Origin of the sequence: Streptosporangium sp. NPDC001559 (genome assembly GCF_042893955.1) — a bacterium.
Lineage (GTDB): Bacteria > Actinomycetota > Actinomycetes > Streptosporangiales > Streptosporangiaceae > Streptosporangium.
In genome coordinates this window covers 332,839-353,760 of record NZ_JBIAVG010000009.1, presented here as the reverse complement: position 1 = coordinate 353,760, position 20,922 = coordinate 332,839, and the positions used below count along the sequence as shown (strand labels likewise).

Here is a 20,922-nt window from a genome sequence, read left to right as displayed (position 1 = left end):
CTCTTCCATCGACAGGAGATCCACCCATGCTCGCTTTCCCGTACCTTCCCCGCGCCGCGCAGACAAGACGGACGGCGTGAGCACCTCAGCGGGCAGGCTGCGGGTGATCCACCCCGGCGACGGAGACGGGGGCGAGTGGGCGCAGCCCCTACCGCACAACATCGAGGCCGAACAGTGTGTGCTGGGGGCGGCGATGCTGTCACCGACCGCGCTGGCCACGATCCGGCCGCTGCTGGAGCCCGGGGTGTTTCACCGTCCGGCGCACGCCCGGATCTGGGAGACCATCACCGCACTGGCCGACCAGGGGGCGCCCACCGACCCGCTGGCGGTGGGTGCCGCGCTGGGCCGGGACCTGGCCGCCATCGGGGGTGCGCCGTATCTGCACACGCTGATCGCCATGGTGCCGACCGCGGTCAACGCCCCCTACTACGCCCACCTGCTGCGGGGGCTGGCCTACGCCCGCCAGGTCATCGCCGCCGGCACCCGCCTGGTCCAGCTCGGCCACGACACCACTACCGCCCACACCGAGGCCGCGCAGCTGCGGGCGGCCGTGACCGCCGAACTGACCACGCTGACCGCCGTCGACGAGCAGGGGTGGCCGGAGCCGACGCCGTTGTCGGCCGTGCGGGAGGCCGCGGCGTTCCCGGTGTGGGCGCTGCCGTCCTGGCTGGGCGAGTACGCCGGGGCGGTGGCCGAGGTCACCCAGACCCCGCCGGACCTGGCCGGGTGCCTGGCGTTGGCGGTGCTGGCGGTTGCCGCCGCCGGACGGGTGTGGGTGCAGGCGCCCGCCTGGCGGGAGCCGACCAACCTGTACGTCGTGGTGGTGCTGCCGCCCGGCAACCGCAAGTCCGAGGTCTACGCCCTGATGACCGCCCCCGTCCGCACCGCCGAGAACCACCTCGCCGAGGCGGCCCGGCCGCTCATCGTCGAAGCCGAACTCACCCGGAAGATCGCCGAGGCCGAGGCCGACAAGACCGCCCGCATCGCCGCCAACGCCGACCCCGACCGGCAGACCGAGGCCCTGGCCGAAGCCTCCTCCGCCGCCATGGCCCTGGACGGCCTGACCGTCCCGGCCGAGCCGAAACTGTTCACCGCCAACGCCACCGTGGAACGCCTGACCTCGCTGTTGGCCGAACAAGGCGGCCGGTTCGCGGTCCTGGCCCCGGAGGGAAAGATCTTCTCCATCCTGGCCGGCCGCTACTCCGGAAGCCCCGACCTGGAGGTGTTCCTGTCCGGGCACGCGGGCGAGGAGATGCGCATCGACCGCATGGGCCGCCCCTCCGAGCGCATCGAGTCCACGACCCTCACGCTGGGCGTGTGCGTGCAGCCGGGAGTGCTGGCCCGGCTCGGCGACACCCCCGAGTTCCGTGAGCAGGGCCTGCTGGGGCGGCTGCTGTACGCGCTGCCGACCTCGCTGCTGGGCTACCGCAAGGAGAACCCCGACCCCATCCCCGCCCAGGCCGCGCAGCGCTACGCCACCAACCTGACCGCGCTGCTGCTGTCCCTGCACGACCTGCCCGAACCCGTCACCCTGCACTTCGACGCCGAAGCCGCCGAGGCCATCAGGCGGCTGCTGGCCGACACCGAGGTACGGTTCCGGCCCGGCGGGGACCTGCACCACATGACCGACTGGGGCGGCAAGCTTGTCGGGGCCACCATCCGCATCGCCGCCCTGCTGCACCTGGCCAAGCATCTACGCGACGGCTGGAACCGCCCGATCGACCTGGACACCTTCGCCGCGGCCTGCGAGATCGGCGAGTACTTCACCAGCCACGCCCAGACCGCCTACGACCACATCGGCGCCGACCCCGCCGTCGCCGACGCCCGCGCCCTGCTGGACTGGGCCGGTCGCACCGGCACGACTCGCTTCACCGCCCGTGAGGTCCTGCCCGCCATGCGCTCCCGGTTCGCCAAGGTCGCCGACCTGGACCCCGCCCTACGGGTGCTGGAGGCCCACGGCTGGATTCGGCGCCTGCCCACCGCCCCGCAGACCGGCCGGGGACGGCCCGCCTCTCCGGCCTACGAAGTCCACCCCGCAGCCACGGCGTGACCCCCGCCAAAGGTCACGCACCGTGGCCGCGCCCCGCACCCATCACCGGGTCTGCAGCGCCGCAGCACGTCAGCAAAAAACAACAGAAATGTTTTTGCTGATTTCTGCTGACGCGCTGCACCGCTGCAACCCCCTCCGCCGCCCCGAACGACCGTCACTCACCGTCACCGCCTACGGAGTCTGGAAGGACACGCCCCATGCCCAGGGCCAGCGCCAAAAAGATCACCGTCGACTACATCTGCAAGGACCTGGAGATCAGCCGGTCCACCTTCTACGACTGGCGCACCAAGGGTCGCGCGCCCAAGTGCACCAAGCTCCCCAACGGAGAGCTGCGCATCTACCTGACCGACTACGAGAACTGGCTCGCCGACCGAGAGGACGCCGCTTGATCAACGCCACCTACGACGTGCGCGTCTACAAAATCGAGAGGCGCAAGAACAAGAGCGGCAAGGTGACGTCCTACCGGGTGCCGTGGCAGACGGCGGGCAAGCTGCGGAAGGCTTCCTTCCCCAAGGAGGCCCAGGCGGACGCCTACCGCAGTTCCCTGCTCATCGCCGCGCGGAACGGTGAACCGTTCAGCACCCTCACCGGAGAGCCAGTCTCGTGGAGCCGGGCCGCGGCCGTCGAGATGAGCTGGTACGGCTTCGCGTGCAAGTTCGTGGACATGAAGTGGAAGGCGTCCTCGGCGAACTACCGTCAGGACATCGCGCGGGCGTTGGCCGCCGCCACGCCCGCCATGTTCGCCGGTGACCGCGGCAGGCCCGACGGCAAGCAGCTGCGGCACGCGCTGAAGCGCTGGGCGTTCAACACCAAGCAGCGCGACGAGGCGACCGGCGAGACGGCCGCCGCTCTGCGCTGGCTCGCCGCCAACACCAAACCCGTCTCCGCGCTCACCGAGGCGCAGGCCGTACGCGACCTGCTGGAGGCCGCGACCACCCGCCTCGACGGTAAGAGGTCGGCGACGAGCACGATCCTGCGGCACAAGACCATCCTGCAGAACGCCCTCGACTACGCCGTGGAACTCAAGCTTCTGGAGAGGAATCCGATCAAAGAGCTGAAGTGGAAGCGGCCCCGCACCTCTTCCGAGGTGGACCGCCGGAGCGTCGTCAACCACGCCCAGGCGCGGGCGCTGCTGGCCGCCGTCGCGGCCCAGGAGCCGAGCGGCCAGCGGCTCAGGGCGTTCTTCGCGGTCATGTACTACGCCGGTCTGCGTCCCGAGGAGGCCGTCAACCTTCGCGCGTTCAACGTCATCCTTCCGCCCCAGGTCGAGAACCCGGAGACGGGACGGATGGAAGAGCCCGCGGACGGTTGGGGGGAGCTGAGCTTCGCCGAGGCGGCGCCGTTCGCCGGTCGGGAGTGGACCGACGACGGCGCGCTCCGCGAGGTGCGTCCGCTCAAGCACCGCCCGGACGGGCACACCCGCACCGTGCCGTGCCCGCCAGAGCTGGTGAGGATTCTGCGCGACCACCTCGCGGAGTTCGGCGACGGCCCCGGGGGCCGGCTGTTCTACGGAGTCCAGGGCGGGGAACTGCCGACCATCACCTACCGGCGCGCGTGGATCGCCGCGCGGGCCGAGGCGCTCACCGCCTCGGAGGCCGCCTCACCACTGGCCAGGCGGGTCTACGACCTCCGGCACGCCTGCGTCTCGACGTGGCTCAACGCGGGGGTTCCGGCGACCCAGGTGGCCCAGTGGGCGGGACACAGCGTGGAGGTCCTGCTGCGGATCTACGCCAAGTGCATCGCCGGTCAGGACGAGACCGCCCGGCGCCGGATCACCGACGCCCTCAGAGAGACGTGATCCCGTGGGAAGGCATTGGGAAGAAGTAGCCGCAGACGACCGGTGACGGTCGTGGCCAGCCGGACGTGAAAGAAGCGCCTCTGACCGGGAAACACCAGGTCAGGGGCGCTTTTCCTATGGTCACAAGAGGTAGGGCGGGCGGGACTCGAACCCGCGACCCAGGGATTATGAGTCCCCTGCTCTAACCGGCTGAGCTACCGCCCCTCGCGCACGCCGTACTGCCGCATTCAACCAAAGGTCGGCGCCGTTCGCACATCGGCCGAGCGGGACGGGGCCAAGATGTGACCTTGAACGGCGACGCCGGGTTTCGGTGGAGTCGCTACCCTACAGGGGGACCTTGTTGGAGGATGTTCGATCATGCGCGTTGTTGAGGCTTTTCGTGAGACCTTCCAGGCGGAGCCCGAGGGGGTGTGGCACGCCCCGGGGCGGGTGAACCTCATTGGTGAGCACACCGACTACAACGACGGGTTCGTGCTGCCGTTCGCCGTCCCGTGGGGGGTCACCGCGGCGGTCTCCCCCAGGCGGGACGATCTCATCAGGCTTCGCTCGCTGCAGGCCGGCGGGGTCGTGACCCTCGGGAGTCCTGACGAGGCCGAGGGGTGGGCGCGTTATGTCGCGGGGGTGTTCTGGGCGCTGCGCGAGGCCGGGCATCCGGTGCGGGGGGCGGACCTGGTCGTCGACGGGGACGTGCCGCAGGGCGCGGGGCTCTCGTCGAGCGCGGCGCTGGAGGTGGCCGTCTGCGTCGCCCTCAACGACCTGTACGGCCTCGGCCTGGAGGGGATGCGGGTGGCGCTGGCCGCGCGGCGGGCGGAGAACGACTTCGTCGGCATGCCGTGCGGGATCATGGACCAGGCCGCCTCCGCGCTCGCGCAGGAGGGCAGGGCGCTGTTCATGGACTGCCGGAGCCTGGCCACCAAGAACGTCCCGTTCGACCCGGCCGGGCACGGCCTGCGGCTGCTGATCGTCAACACCGGGGTACGTCACGCGCTGGCCGACGGGCAGTACGCCCGCCGCCGCCAGGAGTGTGAGAACGCCGCCAAGCGTCTCGGGGTGGCCTCCCTGCGCGACGTCACGGATCTGGCGGGCGCGCTCGGCAGGCTCGACGGCGACGAACGCAGGCGTGTCCAGCACGTCGTGACGGAGAACCACCGGGTCGAGGCGCTGATCGGGCTGCTGAGGGCCGGGGCGGTGCGGGAGATCGGCGCGCTGTTGAACGCCTCCCACCTGTCGTTGCGCGACCAGTTCCAGGTCTCGTGCCCGGAGCTGGACGTGGCCGTCGAGGCGTCGGTCAGGGGCGGGGCCAGGGGCGCCAGGATGACCGGTGGCGGCTTCGGCGGCTCGGTCATCGCGCTGGTCCCCGACGAGCGGGTGGAGACCGTACGGGAGTCGGTGAGCGCCGCCTACGCCGAACGCGGCTGGGCCGCCCCCGGGATCCACCCGGCGGTTCCGTCGGCGGGTGCCCGCCGTCTGGTCTGAACGCGGCCGGTCCGGGAACCGGAACGACGCTCTCGAAGCATCCCCGAACCTGCGGACACCAAAGACACGAGGCAGGACGGCCGTCCGAGAAACGTCGGAAAACGACGTGGGCAGCCGAGAACACGACAGCGGCCAAGAAGCAGGACGGCCGCCGGAGAAACCGGGAACCACCAGGCCGACCGGCGGAGGAGCGCCGGAAGGCCGCCAGAGGACGACAGCGCCGAAACGGCCTCAGGAGGTGGTCGCGAGTTTGGGCACCGCGCCGAGCAGTTCCCTCGTGTAGTCGTGCTTGGGCAGAAAGAACACCTCGTCCACGTGCCCGTCCTCGACGACCCGTCCCTCGCGCATGACCACGACCCGGTCGCTGATGTGGTGGACGACCCCGAGGTCGTGCGAGATGAAGATCAGAGCGGTCCCGTCGGCCGCCTGGATCTCGCCGAGCAGGTCGAGCACCTGCGCCTGTACGGAGACGTCCAGCGCGGAGACCGGTTCGTCGCAGACGAGCACCCGCGGCCGGGGGGCCAGTGCCCTGGCGATGGCGACCCGCTGCCGCTGGCCGCCGGACAGCGCCCGAGGGTGACGCCCTGCGATGCCCGCGGGCAGCCCGACCCGTTCGAGCAGTTCCGCGACCCTGGCGGCGCGTTCCCGTCCCGGCCCGCCGAGGGGTTCGGCGACGAGACGACCGACGGTGTAGCGGGGGTCGAAGGAGTCCAGCGGGTTCTGCGAGATCACCTGGATGACGGAGCGGCGGGGGCGGCGTTCCCGCTCGGACAGCTCCGACCAGGGGGAGCCGTCCAGCCGTACCTGCCCGGCGAGGGGCCTCATCAGGCCCATGACGAGCCGGGCGACGGTCGTCTTGCCCGACCCTGACTCCCCCACGACGCCGACGGTCTCTCCCGCGTGGACCTCGAAGGAGACGTCGTCGACCACCCGGCGGGAGCCGTACTCGGCCGACAGGCCTCTGACCTCGACGACCGGTGAGCCGTGGTCGACCTTCCGTTCCGGCAGCGGGGTGCGCAGCGGGACGCCGCCGGTGGCGATGGCCGACAGGCGGGTTCCTCTTGAGGCGGCGGACGGTACGGCGGCCAGCAGCAGTCTGGTGTAGTCCCGCTCGGGGGCGGAAAGCACCCGGCCGGTCGGTCCCTCCTCGACGACCACGCCGTCCTTCATGACGAGCACCCGGTCGGCGATGGAGGAGACGACGGCCAGGTCGTGGCTGATCATCAGCAGCGCGGTGCCCTCGGCCCTGCGCGCGGCCAGCAGGCGCAGGATCTGGGCCTGCACGGTGACGTCGAGTGCGGTGGTCGGCTCGTCCGCGATGAGCAGCGGCGGCCCGGCCGCGATGGCCGAGGCGATCAGCGCTCGCTGGCGCAGCCCGCCGGACAGCTGGTGGGGGTACTGCCCGGCCCGCAGCTTCGGTTCCGGGACGCCGACCGCGTCGAGCAGTTCGAGCGCCCTTTCCTTACGGCCCGCCCGGGGCACGACGTCGTGGGCGGCGAGCACCTCGGCGATCTCGGCTCCGACGGTGCGCAGCGGGTCGAGGGAGACGAGGGCGTCCTGGAGTACGAGCCCGGCGAAGCGCCCGCGCAGCCTGCGCCAGTCGCGTGGCCCGAACCGGCGGGCGTCCCTGCCCCTGACGTCGAATCTTCCCGCCGTCACGGTCGCGCCCTGGCCGGTCAGCCCGACCAGGGTCCTGGCGGTCACGCTCTTGCCCGATCCGGACTCCCCGACGATCGCCACGCACTCGCCTTCGGCGATCGACAGGTTCACTCCCCTGACGGCCTCGACCCCGGCCCTGGGGAAGGCCACACGCAGGTCCTCGATCTCGATGAGGTTCACGGGAGTCTCCCCTCGAAACGGCGTTGGAGGCGTCGCCCGACCACGGTCAGGCTGACGACGGTCAGCGTGACGGACAGGCCGGGGAAGAGCACGGTCCACCAGGCCACACGCAGGTAGTTGCGCGCCTCGGCCAGCATCGAGCCCCATTCGGGGTCGGGCGGCTGCGGGCCCATGCCGAGGAAGCTGAGTCCCGAGGTGGCGATGATGGCGGTGCCCATGCCGATGGTGGCGAGCACAGGAAGCGGCCCCAGGATGTTGGGCAGCACGTGCCGTGCGACCAGGGCCGGCCGGCGCAGTCCGAGGGTGACGGCCTGTTCCACGTAGCCGGAGCGGCGCACGACGAAGGTCTGCCCTCTGATGACGCGGGCGTAGTTGGGCAGCTGGACCAGTCCGATCGCGATGATCACGTTGCCCGCGCCGGGTCCGGTGACGCTGATGACGAGCATGGCGAGCAGCAGTTCGGGGAAGCTGGCCAGGACGTCGAACAGCCGGCTGAGCGGCTCGTCGACGTAGCGGGGGGACAGCCCGGCCAGCGCGCCGAGGAGGGTGCCCAGGACGGTGGCGAACAGGATGGCCGCGGCGCCGATGCCCAGTGAGTACCCCGCTCCGTGGACGACCCGGGAGAACACGTCGCGGCCGAGGTGGTCGGTGCCGAACCAGTGCGACGCGCTCGGCGGGGCGAGCGCGTGCAGTGGGTCGGCGGCCAGCGGGTCGGCGCCGCTCAGCAGGCCAGGGGCCAGGGCGGCGACCGCGACGACGGCGAGGAGGAGCAGTGAGACGACCTGTCCAGGGCGCACGCCGTACCGGCGTGGGACGGCGGCGGGAACCGGCCCGTCGTCGGCCGGCGGCGGCGCCGTGGCCTGTTCCCTGTCGGAGACGGTCATCGGCTCTTCCTCAGCCGGGGGTCGATCACGAGGTAGGCGAGGTCCACGAGGGTGCTGACCGTCACGTAGACCACGGCGGCCAGCATGATGACCGCCATGACCACCGGCATGTCCTTGCCGGTGACCGCGAGGAGGGTGATCTGGCCCAGGCCGGGCCTGCCGAAGACGGCCTCGACGACGATCGCCCCGCCGAGCAGGACGCCGACGAACCAGCCGGTGAGGGTCACGGCGGGCAGCAGCGCGTGCCGCAGGGCGTGCCTGGCGACGAGCCGCCGTTCGGTGATGCCGCGCGAGCGGGCGGTCACCGCGAACGGTTCCTCAAGCGCCCGTTCCAGGCCTTCGCGCAGCACCTGGCCGAGTGTTCCGGCGATCTGCAGGCCGAGGGCCAGGGCGGGCAGCACGAGGGAGGCGAAGCCGCGGTCGCCGGAGACGGGGAACCAGCCGAGGGTGAAGGAGAAGACGGCCAGCAGCAGGAGACCGGCCAGGAACGGCGGGACCGAGGCGGCGGTCAGCTCGGAGAGCCCGGCGAGCGCGCCGGCCCAGGAGCGGCGCCCAGCGGTGGTCAGCGCGAGCACCAGGGCGATCGCGACGCCGAAGGCCGCCGCGGTGAGCGCGAGTCTGACGGTCGGCCAGACCTGCGAGGACAGGATCTCGGCGACGTCGCGCTGCAGGACGTAGGAGCGGCCGAGGTCGCCGTGCAGCAGCCGCAGCAGGTAGTCGGCGTACTGCTGCGGGACAGGGCGGTCGAGTCCCCATTCTGCGACGATCGCGGCCCGCCGCTGCGGGGTGTCGAGGCCGTCGGCGATGAGGACGTCCACGGTGTCGCCGGGGACGAGCAACAGCGCGGCGTAGGCCGCGGTGGCGGCGACCCAGAGCACGACGAGTCCTGCTCCGAGCCGCCTGACCACCGGGCCGGTCCACCCGGCGGCGGCCAGCCCCCGCCGCCGGGTGAGTGTGAGGGTGCTCACGTGCCTGTCCGGACGTCGTAAGCACTGTTGGGGGTACCGGAGACCGGTTCGAAGGTGATCCCGGTGATCCCGGTGCCGTAGGCGACCTGGTCCGCCGGGACGTAGAGCGGCAGCAGCAGGGCCTCGTCCGCGATGACGGTCCGCTGCGCCTTCGCGTAGAGCTCCTTGCGTCTGGCCTGGTCGGAGGTGGCCGAGGCCTCGGCGAGCAGCTTGTCCAGGTCCGCGTTCTCGAAGTGGGTGCGGTTGATCGCGGCGCCCTTCGGCAGGATCAGGTTGAGCGCGGCCCCCGCGTCGGTGTCGCCGCGCGAGTTCTGGAACAGTTCGTACTGGTCGTCCTCCAGGGCCTTCTGCTGGGTGCCCTGGTCGACCACCTTGGGCTGGAAGTCGATGCCCGCGCTCTGTTTGACCGCGGCCTGTACGGCCTGCGCGAGGATGTCGCGGCGATCCCTGACGTAGGGGGCCGACTCGACGGACCGGACGGTCAGCCGCTTGCCGTCCTTGACCCGGAAGCCCTCGGCGTCGCGTTTCGTCCAGCCCGCCTCGTCGAGCAGTTCGTTGGCCCGTCGCGCGTCGTTGCCGTAGGTGTTCTCCAGGGAGGCGTCGTAGAACTGCGGGCTGCCCTGGCCGACGATGCTCCAGGCTCGCCTGGCCGTGCCCTGGTAGACCGAGTTGAGCACGGTGTCCACGTCCACGGCGTCCCTGAAGGCCTCACGCACCCGTTTGTCGTCGAAGGGCGGGTGGGAGACGTTGAAGTAGTAGGAGAACGCGCTGCCCGAGTTGAGGTTGGTCTCCACCTTCACGCCGGGGTCGGCCTTGAGCAGGCCGAGTTCGGTGGCGGGCACGCCCTCGATCACCTGGACCTGTCCCGAGGTGAGCGCGCCGACCCGGACCGCCGCCTCGGGCAGGAACCGGTAGGTGATCTCCGCCAGGTAGGCGGGTCCCTGGTGCGCGGCGTTGGGCGGCGCCCAGTTGTAGGCCGGGTTGCGCCGGTAGTGGGCCTCCTGGCCGGGGGTGAACCGGTCGAGGATGAACGGTCCCGTGCCGACGAGGTCGGGGCCGCCCGCCTTGAGGTCCTTGGCGTTCTTCAGCGACTTCGGGGAGACCTGTCCGGCGTACGGCGAGGCCAGGAAGTCCAGGAACAGGGCGTCGGGCGCCTTGAGCGTGATCTTCAGCGTGTAGGGGTCCGTCACCTCGGCCGAGGAGTAGTCGCGCAGCTGGATGCCGGCGACGGCGGGGTTGTACCCGGGCGCGACGAGCTGGTCGAGGTTGGCCTTGACCGAGGCGGCGTCGAACTTCTCGCCGTCGTGGAAGGTCACGTCCCTTCTGAGCTTGAAGGTGTAGGTGAGGCCGTCCTTGGAGACCTCCCACGAGGTGGCCAGCCACGGCAGGAACTCGCCGTCCTTACCTCTGGCGACGAGCGCGTCGAACTGGTTGTGCACCAGCAGCCTGGCCTTGTTCTGGCCCCACTGCTGGGGGTTGAACGTGATGGGCTGCGTCTCGATCGCCCACACCAGCGAGTCCCCCTCGGCGCCGCCTGAGGCCGGGTTCGCGGCCCCGGTCTCGGTTCCGCACGCGGCGAGCGTCAGCACCCCGGCCAGAGCCAGGACGCCCCGTTGCACTTTCACTTACCTTCTCCTCGGGGGGTCGTGCGCCGCCTCAGGCGACATGTCTGATCTCGGTGGTGACGGCCTCGGACAACACGATCCGGGCCAGGGCGTCGGCGTGGCGGAAGAGCGGGGCGTCAAGGCCGGGTCTGGCGAAGCCGCCGGTGACCCGGCCGCCGACGACCCAGGGGCCGAAGGCGAACCTGCGGGGGTGCGGGGTGTCGAGGCGGTCGAGCAGGCGGCGGTCGGCGGGCCGTACCCTCAGCAGGCCCGATGACTCGTCGACCTCGCCGCGGTCGCGCAGCGCGGAGATCAGCGGGTCGGTCGAGCGGCTCACGCTGGGTGCGGGCAGCCTGGCCTCGACGAGGGACTTGGCGGTGACGGCGCCGGGCAGGGTGGGGCTCTGCGCGACCCATCGCCCGCCGCGGTGCTCGACTCTGACGTCGGCGCCGAGGAAGGTGACCACGCCCGCCCTGGCCAGGGCCTTGAGTTCCTCAAGCCGGGGGCCGGGCGGTCCGCTGGCGATGTAGCTGAAGAAGCCCTCGAACCACCGGTCGGAGATTCCCCGTTCGGCGAGGACGCCGTTGACGGACAGCAGCCCGAGGATCAGGGCGTGGTCGGCGCTGTGCGCGGGGTCGGAGCGTCGTTGCAGGTCGGCGGCCATGTAGCCGTCCATCCACCGCCGCAGTCCCGCCTGGTCGCCGAAGCGGATCCGCTCCAGCGGCCGGTCGAGCCGGTCCAGGTCGAGCCGGTCGGCGTGCCGGGGTACGGCCTTGCGGATCAGCAGCCGCATCCCGGGGCTGCGCCATTCCTCGGCGGCGAACCGTTCGGCGAACTCCGGCCAACCGGCCCTGACCCGTTTCGGATGGTTGTTGAGGAGTTCGTGGTAGTAGGCGAAGGCGAGTTCCTTGGCGACCAGGGGCCACACGTCCCGCCGGAAGTTCCACGGCCCCTCCCCCAGCGCCCCCGCCGTCAGGAAGCGCGGCGCGGGCGGCCGGAGCCCCTGGAAGGGGTAGGCGGTCTTGGCGTGGTACGGCACACCGCGCCGGGACCCCACGTGCAGCAGCGGTTCCCGCCCGCTGGGCAGGTAGACGAGCTCCCCGTCGTGTTCCCTGACGAACCGGCCGCCCCTTCCCGAGGTGAGCAGCACCATCAGGTCGACGAAGGCCAGTCCCAGGCCGCGTACGATCACCGGTTCACCGGCGGGCAGCCGGTCCAGGCCGAGGTCGAGGTCTGCGGTGTAGCCGGTCGGCAGGTAGCGCAGGCCGCTCTCCCGCGCCAGGGCCGTCAGCCCGCGTTCCTCCGCCGACGGGGTGACGTCGCCGTGTCCCTGCGCGAGGATCACGGCGCCCACCTCGAGTGTCGTCCCGTCCTCAAGCCGTACGGCCTGGCCTCCCGGGACGTCGGTCAGGTCGAGTGCCCGGGTCCGGTGCACGTGTACCCGGACACCGCGGGGGGCGGTGTCCACGGCGCGCCGGAAGACGTGGGTGAGGTAGGCGTTCTGCACGGGCCGGGGGACGAAGCGTGCGGGGTCGCAGCCGAGCCACTCGGCCAGTGAGGGGCCGGGGCGTATCGGGCCGACGCACCGGACGGACTCGTCGGTGAAGAGCGTCACGTCGGCGGCGGCGGAGTTCATCCAGAGCAGGTCGGGCTGCCGCTCGCGCCAGACCCTGCCGCCGCCCGGCGGGTAGGGGTCGATCACGTGGACGTCGAGCGACGGCCAGCTGAGCAGTTCGGCGGCGTTGGCGCAGATCCGCTCGACCAGGCAGGTGCCGGTCGGCCCGGCGCCGATGATCGCGATGGAGGCGCTCACGCCGACCACTCCCCTCTCGTACGGCCCGTCACAGCGCTGCTCTTCGATGGGGCAGGTCCCAGTCGGGGGTGGCGGGCTCGACCGGCACCCGCCACGGGTCGGTCTCCCTCGCGGGGGAGGCGAGCACGGTGAGGTCGGTGTTCTCGCGGAAGGCGGGGTGCTGGTAGAGGTCCCTGGCGTAGTCCCACAGGTTGGGGAAGGCGGTCAACGGGCGCTCGCTGATCCTGGCCGACGGGTTGTCGCTCACGTCGAACCTGACCAGGGTGGGCCAGAGCCGTACGTCGGACTCGGTGATCGCGGAGCCGAACAGGAACCTGCGACCGGCCAGCCTGGCGTCGAGTTCGTCGAGGAAGCCGATCACGGCCTTCCTCGCCCGGTGGTACTCCGCTTCGGTCGTGGCGGCGGAGACCCGGCCCGCGGCGGTGTTGGCGTACTCGTAGACGCGCGCGTTGAGCGCGTCGATCTCGGGTCGCAGCTCCTCGGGGTAGAGGTCGGCCTCGGGGTCGCCGCCGAAGCGCGTGCCCAGGTCGATGGTGATGTCCGGGAAGTTGTTGCTGACGATGCGCCCTCCGTGCCGGTCCCACAGCACCGGCACGGAGACGTGTCCGTCGAATCCGGGTTCGGTCGCCTCGTAGGCCTGCCTGAGGGTCGCGAAGCCGTTGACCGGGTCGGCGCCGCGCCGCTCGCGGAACGCCCACCCCCTGCCGTCCCGCTCGTCGTCCACGTAGGACAGCGAGACGACGTCCTGCAGCCCTTTGAGGGAGCGCACGATCGCCGTACGCTGCGCGTAGGGACAGACCGCCGCGACGTAGAGGTGGTAGCGCCCGGCCTCGGCGGGGAACTCCCCGGTGCCGTCGTCGGTGATCCGTCCCTGGAAGGGGTAGCGGGGGCCGGGCCTGCCACCGGGCCGGTAGCGGCCGTGGGCGTCCAGGTCCACGGGGCTCGCGTAGTTGAGTGTGATCTCGGACATGTGACACTCCCAGGGCGTCCCTCGGTGACCCGTGCGGGTCCGCGCTTGCGGCACGCCGACCGTGCCACCCGGTCTTCCCCGGGGGCACCCCGCCGCGGTGCGAGGGTTGCCGGTCAGCAAGCCGGGGCTTTGCACTGACACTCTTAACCTAGTTATACGGTAGGAAATACATAGATCTCTGTCAACCCTTAAAGTCGGGGGATGTCTCATGAGATCGTGCGCGTGGTCTACCGCAAGTACGACGGCTCGCTGCACTGGAACCACCCGGCCCTGCTCCTCGGCGAGGACGAACACGGCGTGTGGGTCGGCTGCCCGCCCGGCAGCAGCGGCAGGCGGGGGCAGGAGCCGCCCGTCGTCTGGGACGAGCCGTTCGTGATCCTCTTCCCCCGTGACGCCTGGTGGACGGCCACCTTCAACGCGGCGCCGTACAAGGCCGAGATCTACTGTGACGTCTCGACCGTGCCGCGCTGGGACGGCGACGAGGTGACCATGGTCGACCTCGACCTCGACGTGATCCGCATGCGCAAGGACGGCCGGGTGCTCCTGGACGACGAGGACGAGTTCGAGGAGCACCAGGTCCGCTACGCCTACCCCAGGGAGATCGTGGAGGGCGCCCGCGCCTCGGCCGCCGCGCTGATGGAGGCCGTCACCGCCAGGACGGTCCCCTTCGCCTCACCTCCGCACTGGCTCTCCCTGGTCGCCGGAAACCCCGAGGGCCCCGGGAACCGCTGAGAAGGGCGTCACCGCCCCGGGCTCCACCGGCCCGCCGACCGCTCCTTGGAGTCGGGGTGGGTGACGAAGTTCGGCGAGAGCCGCTCCTGGTCGTAGTACCGGTGGAAGACCGGGGTCGCGGCCCCCGAGATGGGCGGGACGATCCAGCTCCAGTCGGCCGGGCAGGTCCTGCCCGCGCTCTCCTCCCGTGCCACGTGCGTCAGGAAGCGCCTGGACTCGGCGTGGTGGTCGGTTATGGTGACCCCCGCCCTGTCGAAGGAGTACAGGACCGCCACGTTCAGCTCGACCAGCGCGTGGTCGCGCCACAGCGAACGCTCGTTACGGGTGTCCAGGCCGAGCCGCGCGGCGACCAGGGGCACCAGGTTGTAGCGGTCGGGGTCCGCGAGGTTGCGCGCCCCGATCTCGGTACCCATGTACCAGCCGTTGAACGGCGCGGCCCGGTAGCAGACCCCGCCGATCTCCAGGCACATGTTCGATATCACCGGTACGGCGTGCCAGCGCAGCCCCAGCCGCTCGAACCACGGATAGGCCGGGTGGGACAGCGGCACCTCGAGCACCGCGTCCCCGGGGATCGTGGACAGCAGCGGCGGCCCGTCGCCCATCGAGACCGCCAGGGGAAGCACGTCGAAGGGCGTGCCCCGGCCGCCCGGCCAGCCAAGCTTGCGGGCCATCGTGGTGAACCCGGCGTTGCGCGGGTCTCCGACGACCGAACCGTCGTCCATCGCGTACCCCGCGTAACGGATGAGCTGCTCGTTCCAGATCCTCGGCCCCGGCGCCCCTGGGCGGTCCTGGGCGAAGATCGTGATCATCGGCCGGATCCGGCCGTCGGAGACGGCCTCACGGAGGTGGTCGACGCACTCGACGGCGACCCCCTCGGCCGTGTTCACCCGGCGCCGGTCGCGCACCCGCAGCGACTTCCAGTACAACCGCCCGATGCACCTGTCGCTGTTGCGCCAGGCCACCCTGGCGCCGAAGACGAGTTCCTTCGGCGTGTGGGTGTAGGTCCCCGTCGCGGTGATCTCGGCGCGCACCTCGCGCAGCCTGGGCTTCACGGGGCCCGCCTCCGGGTTCTCCTCGTGGAACAGCGTCAGGAACTCCTCGGCGGCCGTCACGTCCACCGGCGGGGCCACCGGATGGGAGGGCACCTGCCACGCCGCCCTCCCGTCGTCCCGGTGGGCTCCCGCGTAACCCTGCCCGCGTGCTCCCTGTTCCCTCGCCGGCGTCTGGCGCCGGGGTTTCGGCCAAGTCGGCACAGAAAAACCACCTGTATACGTCTAACGGGTACGGCATGCCGTTCCGGGCGGCACGGTTCCCTCGGCGTGATGTCCCGCGTGATGCCTCCGGCCCGGCGGCGATCCCACAGCGGTCTCCGGGATCCCGCGGCGAAGTCACCACGGTACGGCGCCCACGACCCGGTCACCGAGCGCGAGCGGAAGGACACGAGGCGATGCGCCCCCTATTTTCTGTGATTCACCGGGATTTGTCCGCGAAATAGGACACGAAACGGCGAAGGCCCCGGGAGCTGTGCTCCCGGGGCCTTCCTGATGGCTCCCGCGATAGGACTCGAACCTATAACCTGCCGGTTAACAGCCGGCTGCTCTGCCGATTGAGCTACACGGGATCGTGCTTCGCGCTGTTCGGACCTGGGGTTTTCCCCCGCTCCTTGCGGCGCAGGAATAGATTAGCGCACTCCGGGAGTGTGTGTCGCATCGATGCTCCGGGGTAGAGCCGAGACAACTCACGGTCCGCGGGTAGGGTCCCGCCCAGGACGCTTGTGGAGGTGGAGATGCGTTACCGACTGATGTTCGGTGTAGGCCTCGCGGTCGGCTACATCCTTGGGAGCCGCGCAGGCCGGGAGCGCTACGAGCAGCTCAAGCGGATGGCGCGCCGGGTCTCGGACAACCCCGCCGTCCAGGAGGCCGCGGGGCTGGTCGGCGCCCAGGTTTCCAAGGCCACCGACGTGGCCAGGACGAAGGTGAGTGACGTGGCCAGGGACAAACTGCCGTTCCTGCAGCCGCGCGACGGCAGGGGGCTGGACGAGCACGACGAAACGGGTACCGGATGGCCACGGGGGGAGAAGGCCGTCACCCCCCACTGACCCCGTCGGGCCCGCGCGGGTCACGGCGCCCGCCGGGCCCGCACGGGCCCTTTCGCGTTCCACACCGGGAAAAGCCGGTCGTGGGACGCCCTCAGACGCCGAAACTGCGGCGCGTCTCCTCCAGGGCCTGCTCGGCGAGAGCGCGCAGGCCGGGGTCCTGCGGGTCCATCCCGGCGTCGAAGACGAACTCCCAGATCATCTGGTCGTCGTCGGTCTTCCTCGCCACCAGCCGCACTCCCCCTCTGGCGTCCAGCGGGGCGTACTGACTGACCACGATCGAGGCCATGACCCGCTCCCGCACGGCCTCCGGCACCCGCCCCGGCTCGGGCAGCGGCGCCCGGAGCGTCCGCCCCTCCGTGGTGACGACCGTCAGCCCCTCCTCGTCCCACACCCCCCGGTCGATCCGGAACCACGGCAGCCTGGTCTCGCCCAGATAGAGCGCCTTGTCGGTCGCGACCACGTGGCCTTCGGGCCCCTCGGCGTAGGTGAGCACCCGGTCGGTCGGCGCCACGACCGCGCGGACCCCCGCGGGCGTCCGATTGAAGAGCTTCATCCCTCCACGTTATCGGCGAGCAGGTCGAGGGTGAGCGCGGCGGACCAGGAGAAGTCCCTGCTGCCCCTGCCGCTGCCGTCGAAGGGGTCGAAGCACTCCCTGAAGCCCGCCTGCCGTACCAGGCGCAGGGTGCAGACGCCGAGCAGCCGCGCCAGGCCGTCCAGCCCGTGTACGGCCGCCGCCCGCCGCAGCAGCCAGTTGGTGTTCACCCAGGACGGCCCCCGCCAGTAGCGCGACCGGTCGAACTGGGTGGCACGGATCTCGCAGCTGGGCACGGGGTACCCGGCGGCCCCCATGAACCGGGCCGATTCGAGCACCCCGACCAGCTTGGTCACCCGGTCGGCGGGCAGGCCGGGGTCGAGCATCGGCCCGAAGGCGCCCACGGTGCACATCGGGTTGAGCCGTCCCGAGCGCAGGTCGAGGGCGTGGAAGGCCTCGCCTCCCCAGAGGCGTTCCAGCAGCCCGGCGCGGATCCGCTCGGCCGCCTCCCGGTGCGGCGCGGGGTCGGCCCCGGCCAGCGGGGCCAGCTCGGCGAGCGCCTGGCAGGAGGCCAGCCAGATCCCGTTGAACAGCGGGTCCTCGACCGCGAAGGGATGCTCCGCGCGCAGGTAGGCCGGGTCGTAGCCGGAGTCGCGGTAGCGCTGGGCCAGCCAGACGTAGCGGTCGGGGAACGGCTCCTCCCCGTGGGCGCCGGAGGCCCGGGTCACGGCGTCCAGCGGGGCGTCCCACACCGGGCTGTCGTCCATCCCCGACTCCCAGGGGTGGACGATCGCGGCCAGTCCTCCCCCGCCCAGGTCCCTGGCCGTGGTGAGGTAGTCGTGCTGGGCCACAAGCATGGGGTACAGCCTGCGGACCAGGCCGAGCGCCTCCTCGCGGTTCCTCGCATGCCGCCACATCCACCAGGTGGCCAGGGCGTGCAGGGGCGGCTGGGTCAGCCCGGAGGTCGGCACCCCGTTGGGGGCGGCGGGGTGTTCCCCGGACCTCCAGACGGAGGGGCCGGGGAAGTAGGCGTCGGCGAGACCCCGGCTGAAGACGATGTGAGGCACCATCCCGGTGTGCCACTGCCCGGCCAGAAGGCTGAGCAGTTCCGTGCCCGCCCTGCGGGTGTCGCAGCGGGAGACACCGATCGCGACGAAGGTCGAGTCCCAGTTCCACTGGTGCGGATACAGGCCGGGCGCGGGCACGGTCACGGCGCCCGCGCGATTGGCGTCGAGTACGGACCACGCCTCGCGTCCGAGTGCGACATCGTCCACCGCTGTCCGCCCCTCCATTCGCCCAGTCTGGGCCAGTATTCGCCGGGAGAACAGCCCTTCGCCCCTTCTGCATGCTTCTGGCACGTCTCTACCCGGCCGTCCACGCGTCCCCGAGGGCCGTTTCCCGGCGGCCCGCCCTATCGGCCATTCGGCGTACGACAGACACCTATCGGGCAGAACCCCAAAAATGGGGCTTTATGGATATAAAGCGGAAAATCATGATCGGTGGATTGTCTTTGGCGGTCACCGGCACCGTGAACGCGTTCTCCCCGGTGTTCCCGACGGTGTTCCTCCAGCCGTCGTCCGCCCTCGCCGACGCCGCCCCTCCCGGAACGCCGGGAACACCGGAAGCGCCGGCAGTACCGGAAGCACCCGGGACATCGGGGACGTCCGGCACCGGACGCACGGCCGCCCCTCCCGGCGAGGCGCCACACAGCGGCCAGAACGGCCGGGACGGCCAGGACCGGGGAGGGGGCCGGGGCGGTGACGGCGGAGGCGGAGACGGCGGCTCAGGCGGCTCAGGGGGCGCTGGAGACTCAGGGGGCCAGGGCGACGAGGGGGGAACCGGCGGGGACGGCGGGGACGGGATGGGGGGAGACGGCGGGGACGGCGGCCCGCTGAGAGACCCTTGAGAGGCTTGTTGAGACCTGTCCGGCTCAGCCCGAGATCACCGCGGCCAGATCGGACAACGGTTCGGCCAGGGCGTTGAGCCCGTCGGAGAGTTCCTTGATCTGCTCCTTCGACAGGTCGTTGTAGGCGGCGAACCCGTCGCCCCTGGCGTGCTTGGCGAGCAGGGCCCGCATGTCGGCGAACTCGGTGTCCAGGGTGGCCGAGAGCTTGGGGTCACGCCGGAAAACCATCGGCCGCAGCAGCCGGTAGACCTCGAAGGCGCCGTCCACGTTGGCCTTGAAGTCCCACAGGTCGGTGTGCGAGAAGGTCTCCTCCTCGCCGGTCACCTTGCCGATCGCCACCTCGTCGAGCAGTTCCTTCGCCCCGGCCGCCATGGAGGCCACGGTGATCTCCGCGTGCGGCAGCAGGACCCTGAGCCTGCTGAGGTCGGCCAGCAGGGTGTCGCCGTACACGGCCTCCCGGCTGAGGGTCTGCGGTGCCCGCCACAGCGCCTTCTCCAGCCGGTGCCAGCCCATCCACTCCTCGCCCTGGCCGAGGTCGGCCTCCCGCGAGTCCACCCTGGTGTCGATCTCGGGAAAGGCCCCCACGACCGGCTCGACGCTCTCCCAGCCGACCCTGCTCGGCGCGTAGAGGGCCTTCGCCTTCTCCACGTCGCCCTTCTTGACCGCGTTGACGAACTTGGCGGTCTTGGCGATGGCGTCGTAGATCCGCTTCTCCGCGTAGGTCCGGTACTCCCCGACCACGCGCGCGGCCTCCAGCACCTCCTGGGCGGTGTACTCGCCCGGCGGCGCGACGGCGGGCACGGCCGGGACGACCGGGGCGCCGCCGCGGCCGGTGCCGGCCGTACCGCACGCGGCCAGAACGAGGGCGAGCAGGCCGCAGGCCGCGGCCGGACGAAGGACAACGGACATGGACGGCTCCCCGAAGATCTTTCCCGAAGCATCCATAATCCTGTAACCGCACGTCACAGCCTCGGCGACGTGCCGAAGCACCCGGAGATCCTCAGCAGGAACGGCGGGGAGGAACTCCTCGAACCCGCCCGCTTCCCGGCAAAAGACCAACGCCTCCGAGGTACGGCGGAGGCCCCCGGAACGGGTTCTCCGGGGGCCTCCGCCGTACGGGACACTCAGTCCAGGTAGTCGCGCAGCATCTGGGCGCGGGTCGGGTGGCGCAGCTTCGCCAGCGTCTTCGACTCGATCTGCCGGATGCGCTCCCGCGTCACGCCGAACTCCCTGCCGACCTCCTCAAGCGTCCTGGGGTGCCCGTCCGCCAGGCCGAAGCGCAGCTGGATGATGCGCTGCTCCCGTTCGGACAGCGTCGCGAGAATGTCGTCGAGCTGGTCCTGGAGCATGATGAAGGCCGCGGCCTCCATCGGCACGACGGCGTCGGCGTCCTCGATGAAGTCGCCGAGGTCGGAGTCCTCCTCGCCGATGGGCGACTGCAGTGAGACCGGTTCCTGCGCGATGCGCTGGATCTCGATCACACGCTCGATCGGCAGGTCCATCTCCAGCGCGATCTCCTCGGGCGCCGGCTCACGGCCGAGGTCCTGGTGGAGCTGGCGCTGAACACGGACCAGTTTGTTGATGGTCTCGACCATGTGCACCGGAATGCGAATGGTGCGCGCCTGGTCGGCGATGGCCCGCGTGATCGCCTGGCGAATCCACCACGTGGCGTACGTGGAGAACTTGTATCCCTTGGTGTAGTCGAATTTCTCGACCGCTCTGATGAGCCCGAGGTTGCCCTCCTGGATGAGGTCCAGGAACAACATCCCGCGCCCGACGTACCTTTTGGCGATCGAGACGACGAGCCGCAGATTGGCCTCGATCAACCGTTGCTTGGCCCGCGTGCCCTCCCACACGAGCTCCTTGAACTCGGGGAAGGACATTCTCGAGACGACATTGGTCAGCTTGTCCTCGGCGAACAGTCCCGCCTCGATGGACTTGGCGAGCTCCACCTCCTCCTCCGCCGTGAGCAGGGGCACCCGGCCGATCTCCCGCAGGTAGATGCGGACCAGATCGCTGGTCGGGGCTCTCTTACCGACATCCTCCTCATCGGACCGGACGGTGTCCTCGTCGCCCTGTGGTTCGAGGACCTCCACTCCGTGTTCGGCGAGCATGCGCACGACGCGTTCAAGCGCGTCCGACGGCAGCTCGGATTTGTCGAGGGCGGCGGCGACGTCATCGACCGTGACGCTTCCGCGCTCTCTTCCCTTCGCGACGAGGTCGGCCACCTGGTCTACCGATGGCGGCCCACT

The 20,922-nt window shown here is 71.0% G+C and carries 17 protein-coding genes, 2 tRNA genes and 1 riboswitch; of the genes, 6 read left to right on the top strand and 13 right to left on the bottom strand.

What is annotated here, in order from left to right:
- Positions 1-76 precede the first annotated feature (76 nt).
- The 3 genes from ACFYY8_RS22075 (at position 77) to ACFYY8_RS22065 (ending at position 3,848) form a co-directional block, all read left to right on the top strand.
- Positions 77-2,050, top strand: a complete 1,974-nt coding sequence (locus ACFYY8_RS22075) for a DUF3987 domain-containing protein (protein WP_390043662.1) — start codon at positions 77-79, stop codon at positions 2,048-2,050.
- A 197-nt stretch (positions 2,051-2,247) separates the two neighbouring features.
- A complete protein-coding gene (locus ACFYY8_RS22070) occupies positions 2,248-2,439 on the top strand; it encodes a helix-turn-helix transcriptional regulator (protein WP_390043660.1) in 192 nt (63 codons plus the stop codon).
- Positions 2,436-3,848, top strand: coding sequence for a tyrosine-type recombinase/integrase (locus ACFYY8_RS22065; protein WP_390043658.1), 1,413 nt, complete (start codon positions 2,436-2,438; stop codon positions 3,846-3,848). The genes ACFYY8_RS22070 and ACFYY8_RS22065 overlap by 4 nt, the downstream gene beginning before the upstream one ends.
- 130 nt (positions 3,849-3,978) lie before the next feature.
- Here ACFYY8_RS22065 and ACFYY8_RS22060 read toward each other — a convergent pair.
- Positions 3,979-4,052, bottom strand: a tRNA-Ile gene (locus ACFYY8_RS22060).
- Positions 4,053-4,205: 153 nt separating this feature from the next.
- Here ACFYY8_RS22060 and galK point away from each other — a divergent pair.
- A complete protein-coding gene (gene galK / locus ACFYY8_RS22055; RefSeq protein ID WP_390043655.1) occupies positions 4,206-5,324 on the top strand; it encodes a galactokinase in 1,119 nt (372 codons plus the stop codon).
- Between the two features lie 231 nt (positions 5,325-5,555).
- Here galK and ACFYY8_RS22050 read toward each other — a convergent pair whose 3' ends face one another.
- From ACFYY8_RS22050 to ACFYY8_RS22025, 6 genes are read right to left on the bottom strand one after another with little or no spacing between them, the layout of a single operon-like run.
- Positions 5,556-7,163 carry a dipeptide ABC transporter ATP-binding protein gene (locus ACFYY8_RS22050; RefSeq protein ID WP_390043652.1) on the bottom strand — a complete coding sequence of 536 codons (1,608 nt, stop codon included), beginning with the start codon at positions 7,161-7,163 and terminating at the stop codon, positions 5,556-5,558.
- Positions 7,160-8,047: an ABC transporter permease gene (locus ACFYY8_RS22045; RefSeq protein ID WP_390043649.1), complete on the bottom strand. Its 888-nt coding sequence runs from the start codon at positions 8,045-8,047 to the stop codon at positions 7,160-7,162. The genes ACFYY8_RS22050 and ACFYY8_RS22045 overlap by 4 nt, the downstream gene beginning before the upstream one ends.
- Entirely contained in the window at positions 8,044-9,015 is a 972-nt protein-coding gene (locus ACFYY8_RS22040) for an ABC transporter permease (protein ID WP_390043647.1), read from the bottom strand. Before ACFYY8_RS22040 ends, ACFYY8_RS22045 begins: the two co-directional genes overlap by 4 nt.
- The gene (locus ACFYY8_RS22035; RefSeq protein ID WP_390043645.1) at positions 9,012-10,640 is read right to left on the bottom strand and encodes an ABC transporter substrate-binding protein; all 1,629 of its coding nucleotides are present in this window, start codon (positions 10,638-10,640) and stop codon (positions 9,012-9,014) included. The genes ACFYY8_RS22040 and ACFYY8_RS22035 overlap by 4 nt, the downstream gene beginning before the upstream one ends.
- A 31-nt stretch (positions 10,641-10,671) precedes the next feature.
- A complete protein-coding gene (locus tag ACFYY8_RS22030) occupies positions 10,672-12,432 on the bottom strand; it encodes an FAD/NAD(P)-binding protein (RefSeq protein ID WP_390043643.1) in 1,761 nt (586 codons plus the stop codon).
- Positions 12,433-12,460: 28 nt separating this feature from the next.
- Positions 12,461-13,402: a glutathione S-transferase C-terminal domain-containing protein gene (locus tag ACFYY8_RS22025; protein ID WP_390043641.1), complete on the bottom strand. Its 942-nt coding sequence runs from the start codon at positions 13,400-13,402 to the stop codon at positions 12,461-12,463.
- A 36-nt stretch (positions 13,403-13,438) separates the two neighbouring features.
- A riboswitch (SAM riboswitch) is annotated at positions 13,439-13,551 on the bottom strand.
- Between the two features lie 52 nt (positions 13,552-13,603).
- On the opposite strand from ACFYY8_RS22025, the gene ACFYY8_RS22020 reads away from it, so the two are divergent.
- Positions 13,604-14,134 carry a DUF402 domain-containing protein gene (locus ACFYY8_RS22020; protein WP_390043639.1) on the top strand — a complete coding sequence of 177 codons (531 nt, stop codon included), beginning with the start codon at positions 13,604-13,606 and terminating at the stop codon, positions 14,132-14,134.
- Between the two features lie 8 nt (positions 14,135-14,142).
- On the opposite strand, the gene ACFYY8_RS22015 is transcribed toward ACFYY8_RS22020, so the two are convergent.
- Both ACFYY8_RS22015 and ACFYY8_RS22010 read right to left on the bottom strand, forming a co-directional pair.
- Positions 14,143-15,387 (bottom strand): nitric oxide synthase oxygenase, encoded by a 1,245-nt coding sequence (locus tag ACFYY8_RS22015; RefSeq protein ID WP_390043637.1) that lies wholly within the window; start codon positions 15,385-15,387, stop codon positions 14,143-14,145.
- A gap of 292 nt (positions 15,388-15,679) precedes the next feature.
- Positions 15,680-15,755: transfer RNA gene (locus tag ACFYY8_RS22010), tRNA-Asn, on the bottom strand.
- 165 nt (positions 15,756-15,920) lie between these two features.
- On the opposite strand from ACFYY8_RS22010, the gene ACFYY8_RS22005 reads away from it, so the two are divergent.
- Complete coding sequence (locus ACFYY8_RS22005) at positions 15,921-16,232, top strand: YtxH domain-containing protein (protein WP_390043635.1); 312 nt, start codon at positions 15,921-15,923, stop codon at positions 16,230-16,232.
- 91 nt (positions 16,233-16,323) lie between these two features.
- Here the strand turns inward: ACFYY8_RS22005 and ACFYY8_RS22000 are convergent, their stop codons facing one another.
- From ACFYY8_RS22000 to rpoD, 4 genes are all read right to left on the bottom strand, one after another.
- A complete protein-coding gene (locus ACFYY8_RS22000; protein ID WP_390043633.1) occupies positions 16,324-16,785 on the bottom strand; it encodes a hypothetical protein in 462 nt (153 codons plus the stop codon).
- Complete coding sequence (locus ACFYY8_RS21995; RefSeq protein ID WP_390043631.1) at positions 16,782-18,056, bottom strand: hypothetical protein; 1,275 nt, start codon at positions 18,054-18,056, stop codon at positions 16,782-16,784. Before ACFYY8_RS21995 ends, ACFYY8_RS22000 begins: the two co-directional genes overlap by 4 nt.
- Positions 18,057-18,694: 638 nt before the next feature.
- Entirely contained in the window at positions 18,695-19,579 is an 885-nt protein-coding gene (efeO, locus tag ACFYY8_RS21990; RefSeq protein WP_390043629.1) for an iron uptake system protein EfeO, read from the bottom strand.
- 215 nt (positions 19,580-19,794) lie between these two features.
- Complete coding sequence (rpoD, locus tag ACFYY8_RS21985) at positions 19,795-20,898, bottom strand: RNA polymerase sigma factor RpoD (protein ID WP_390043627.1); 1,104 nt, start codon at positions 20,896-20,898, stop codon at positions 19,795-19,797.
- Positions 20,899-20,922 lie beyond the last annotated feature (24 nt).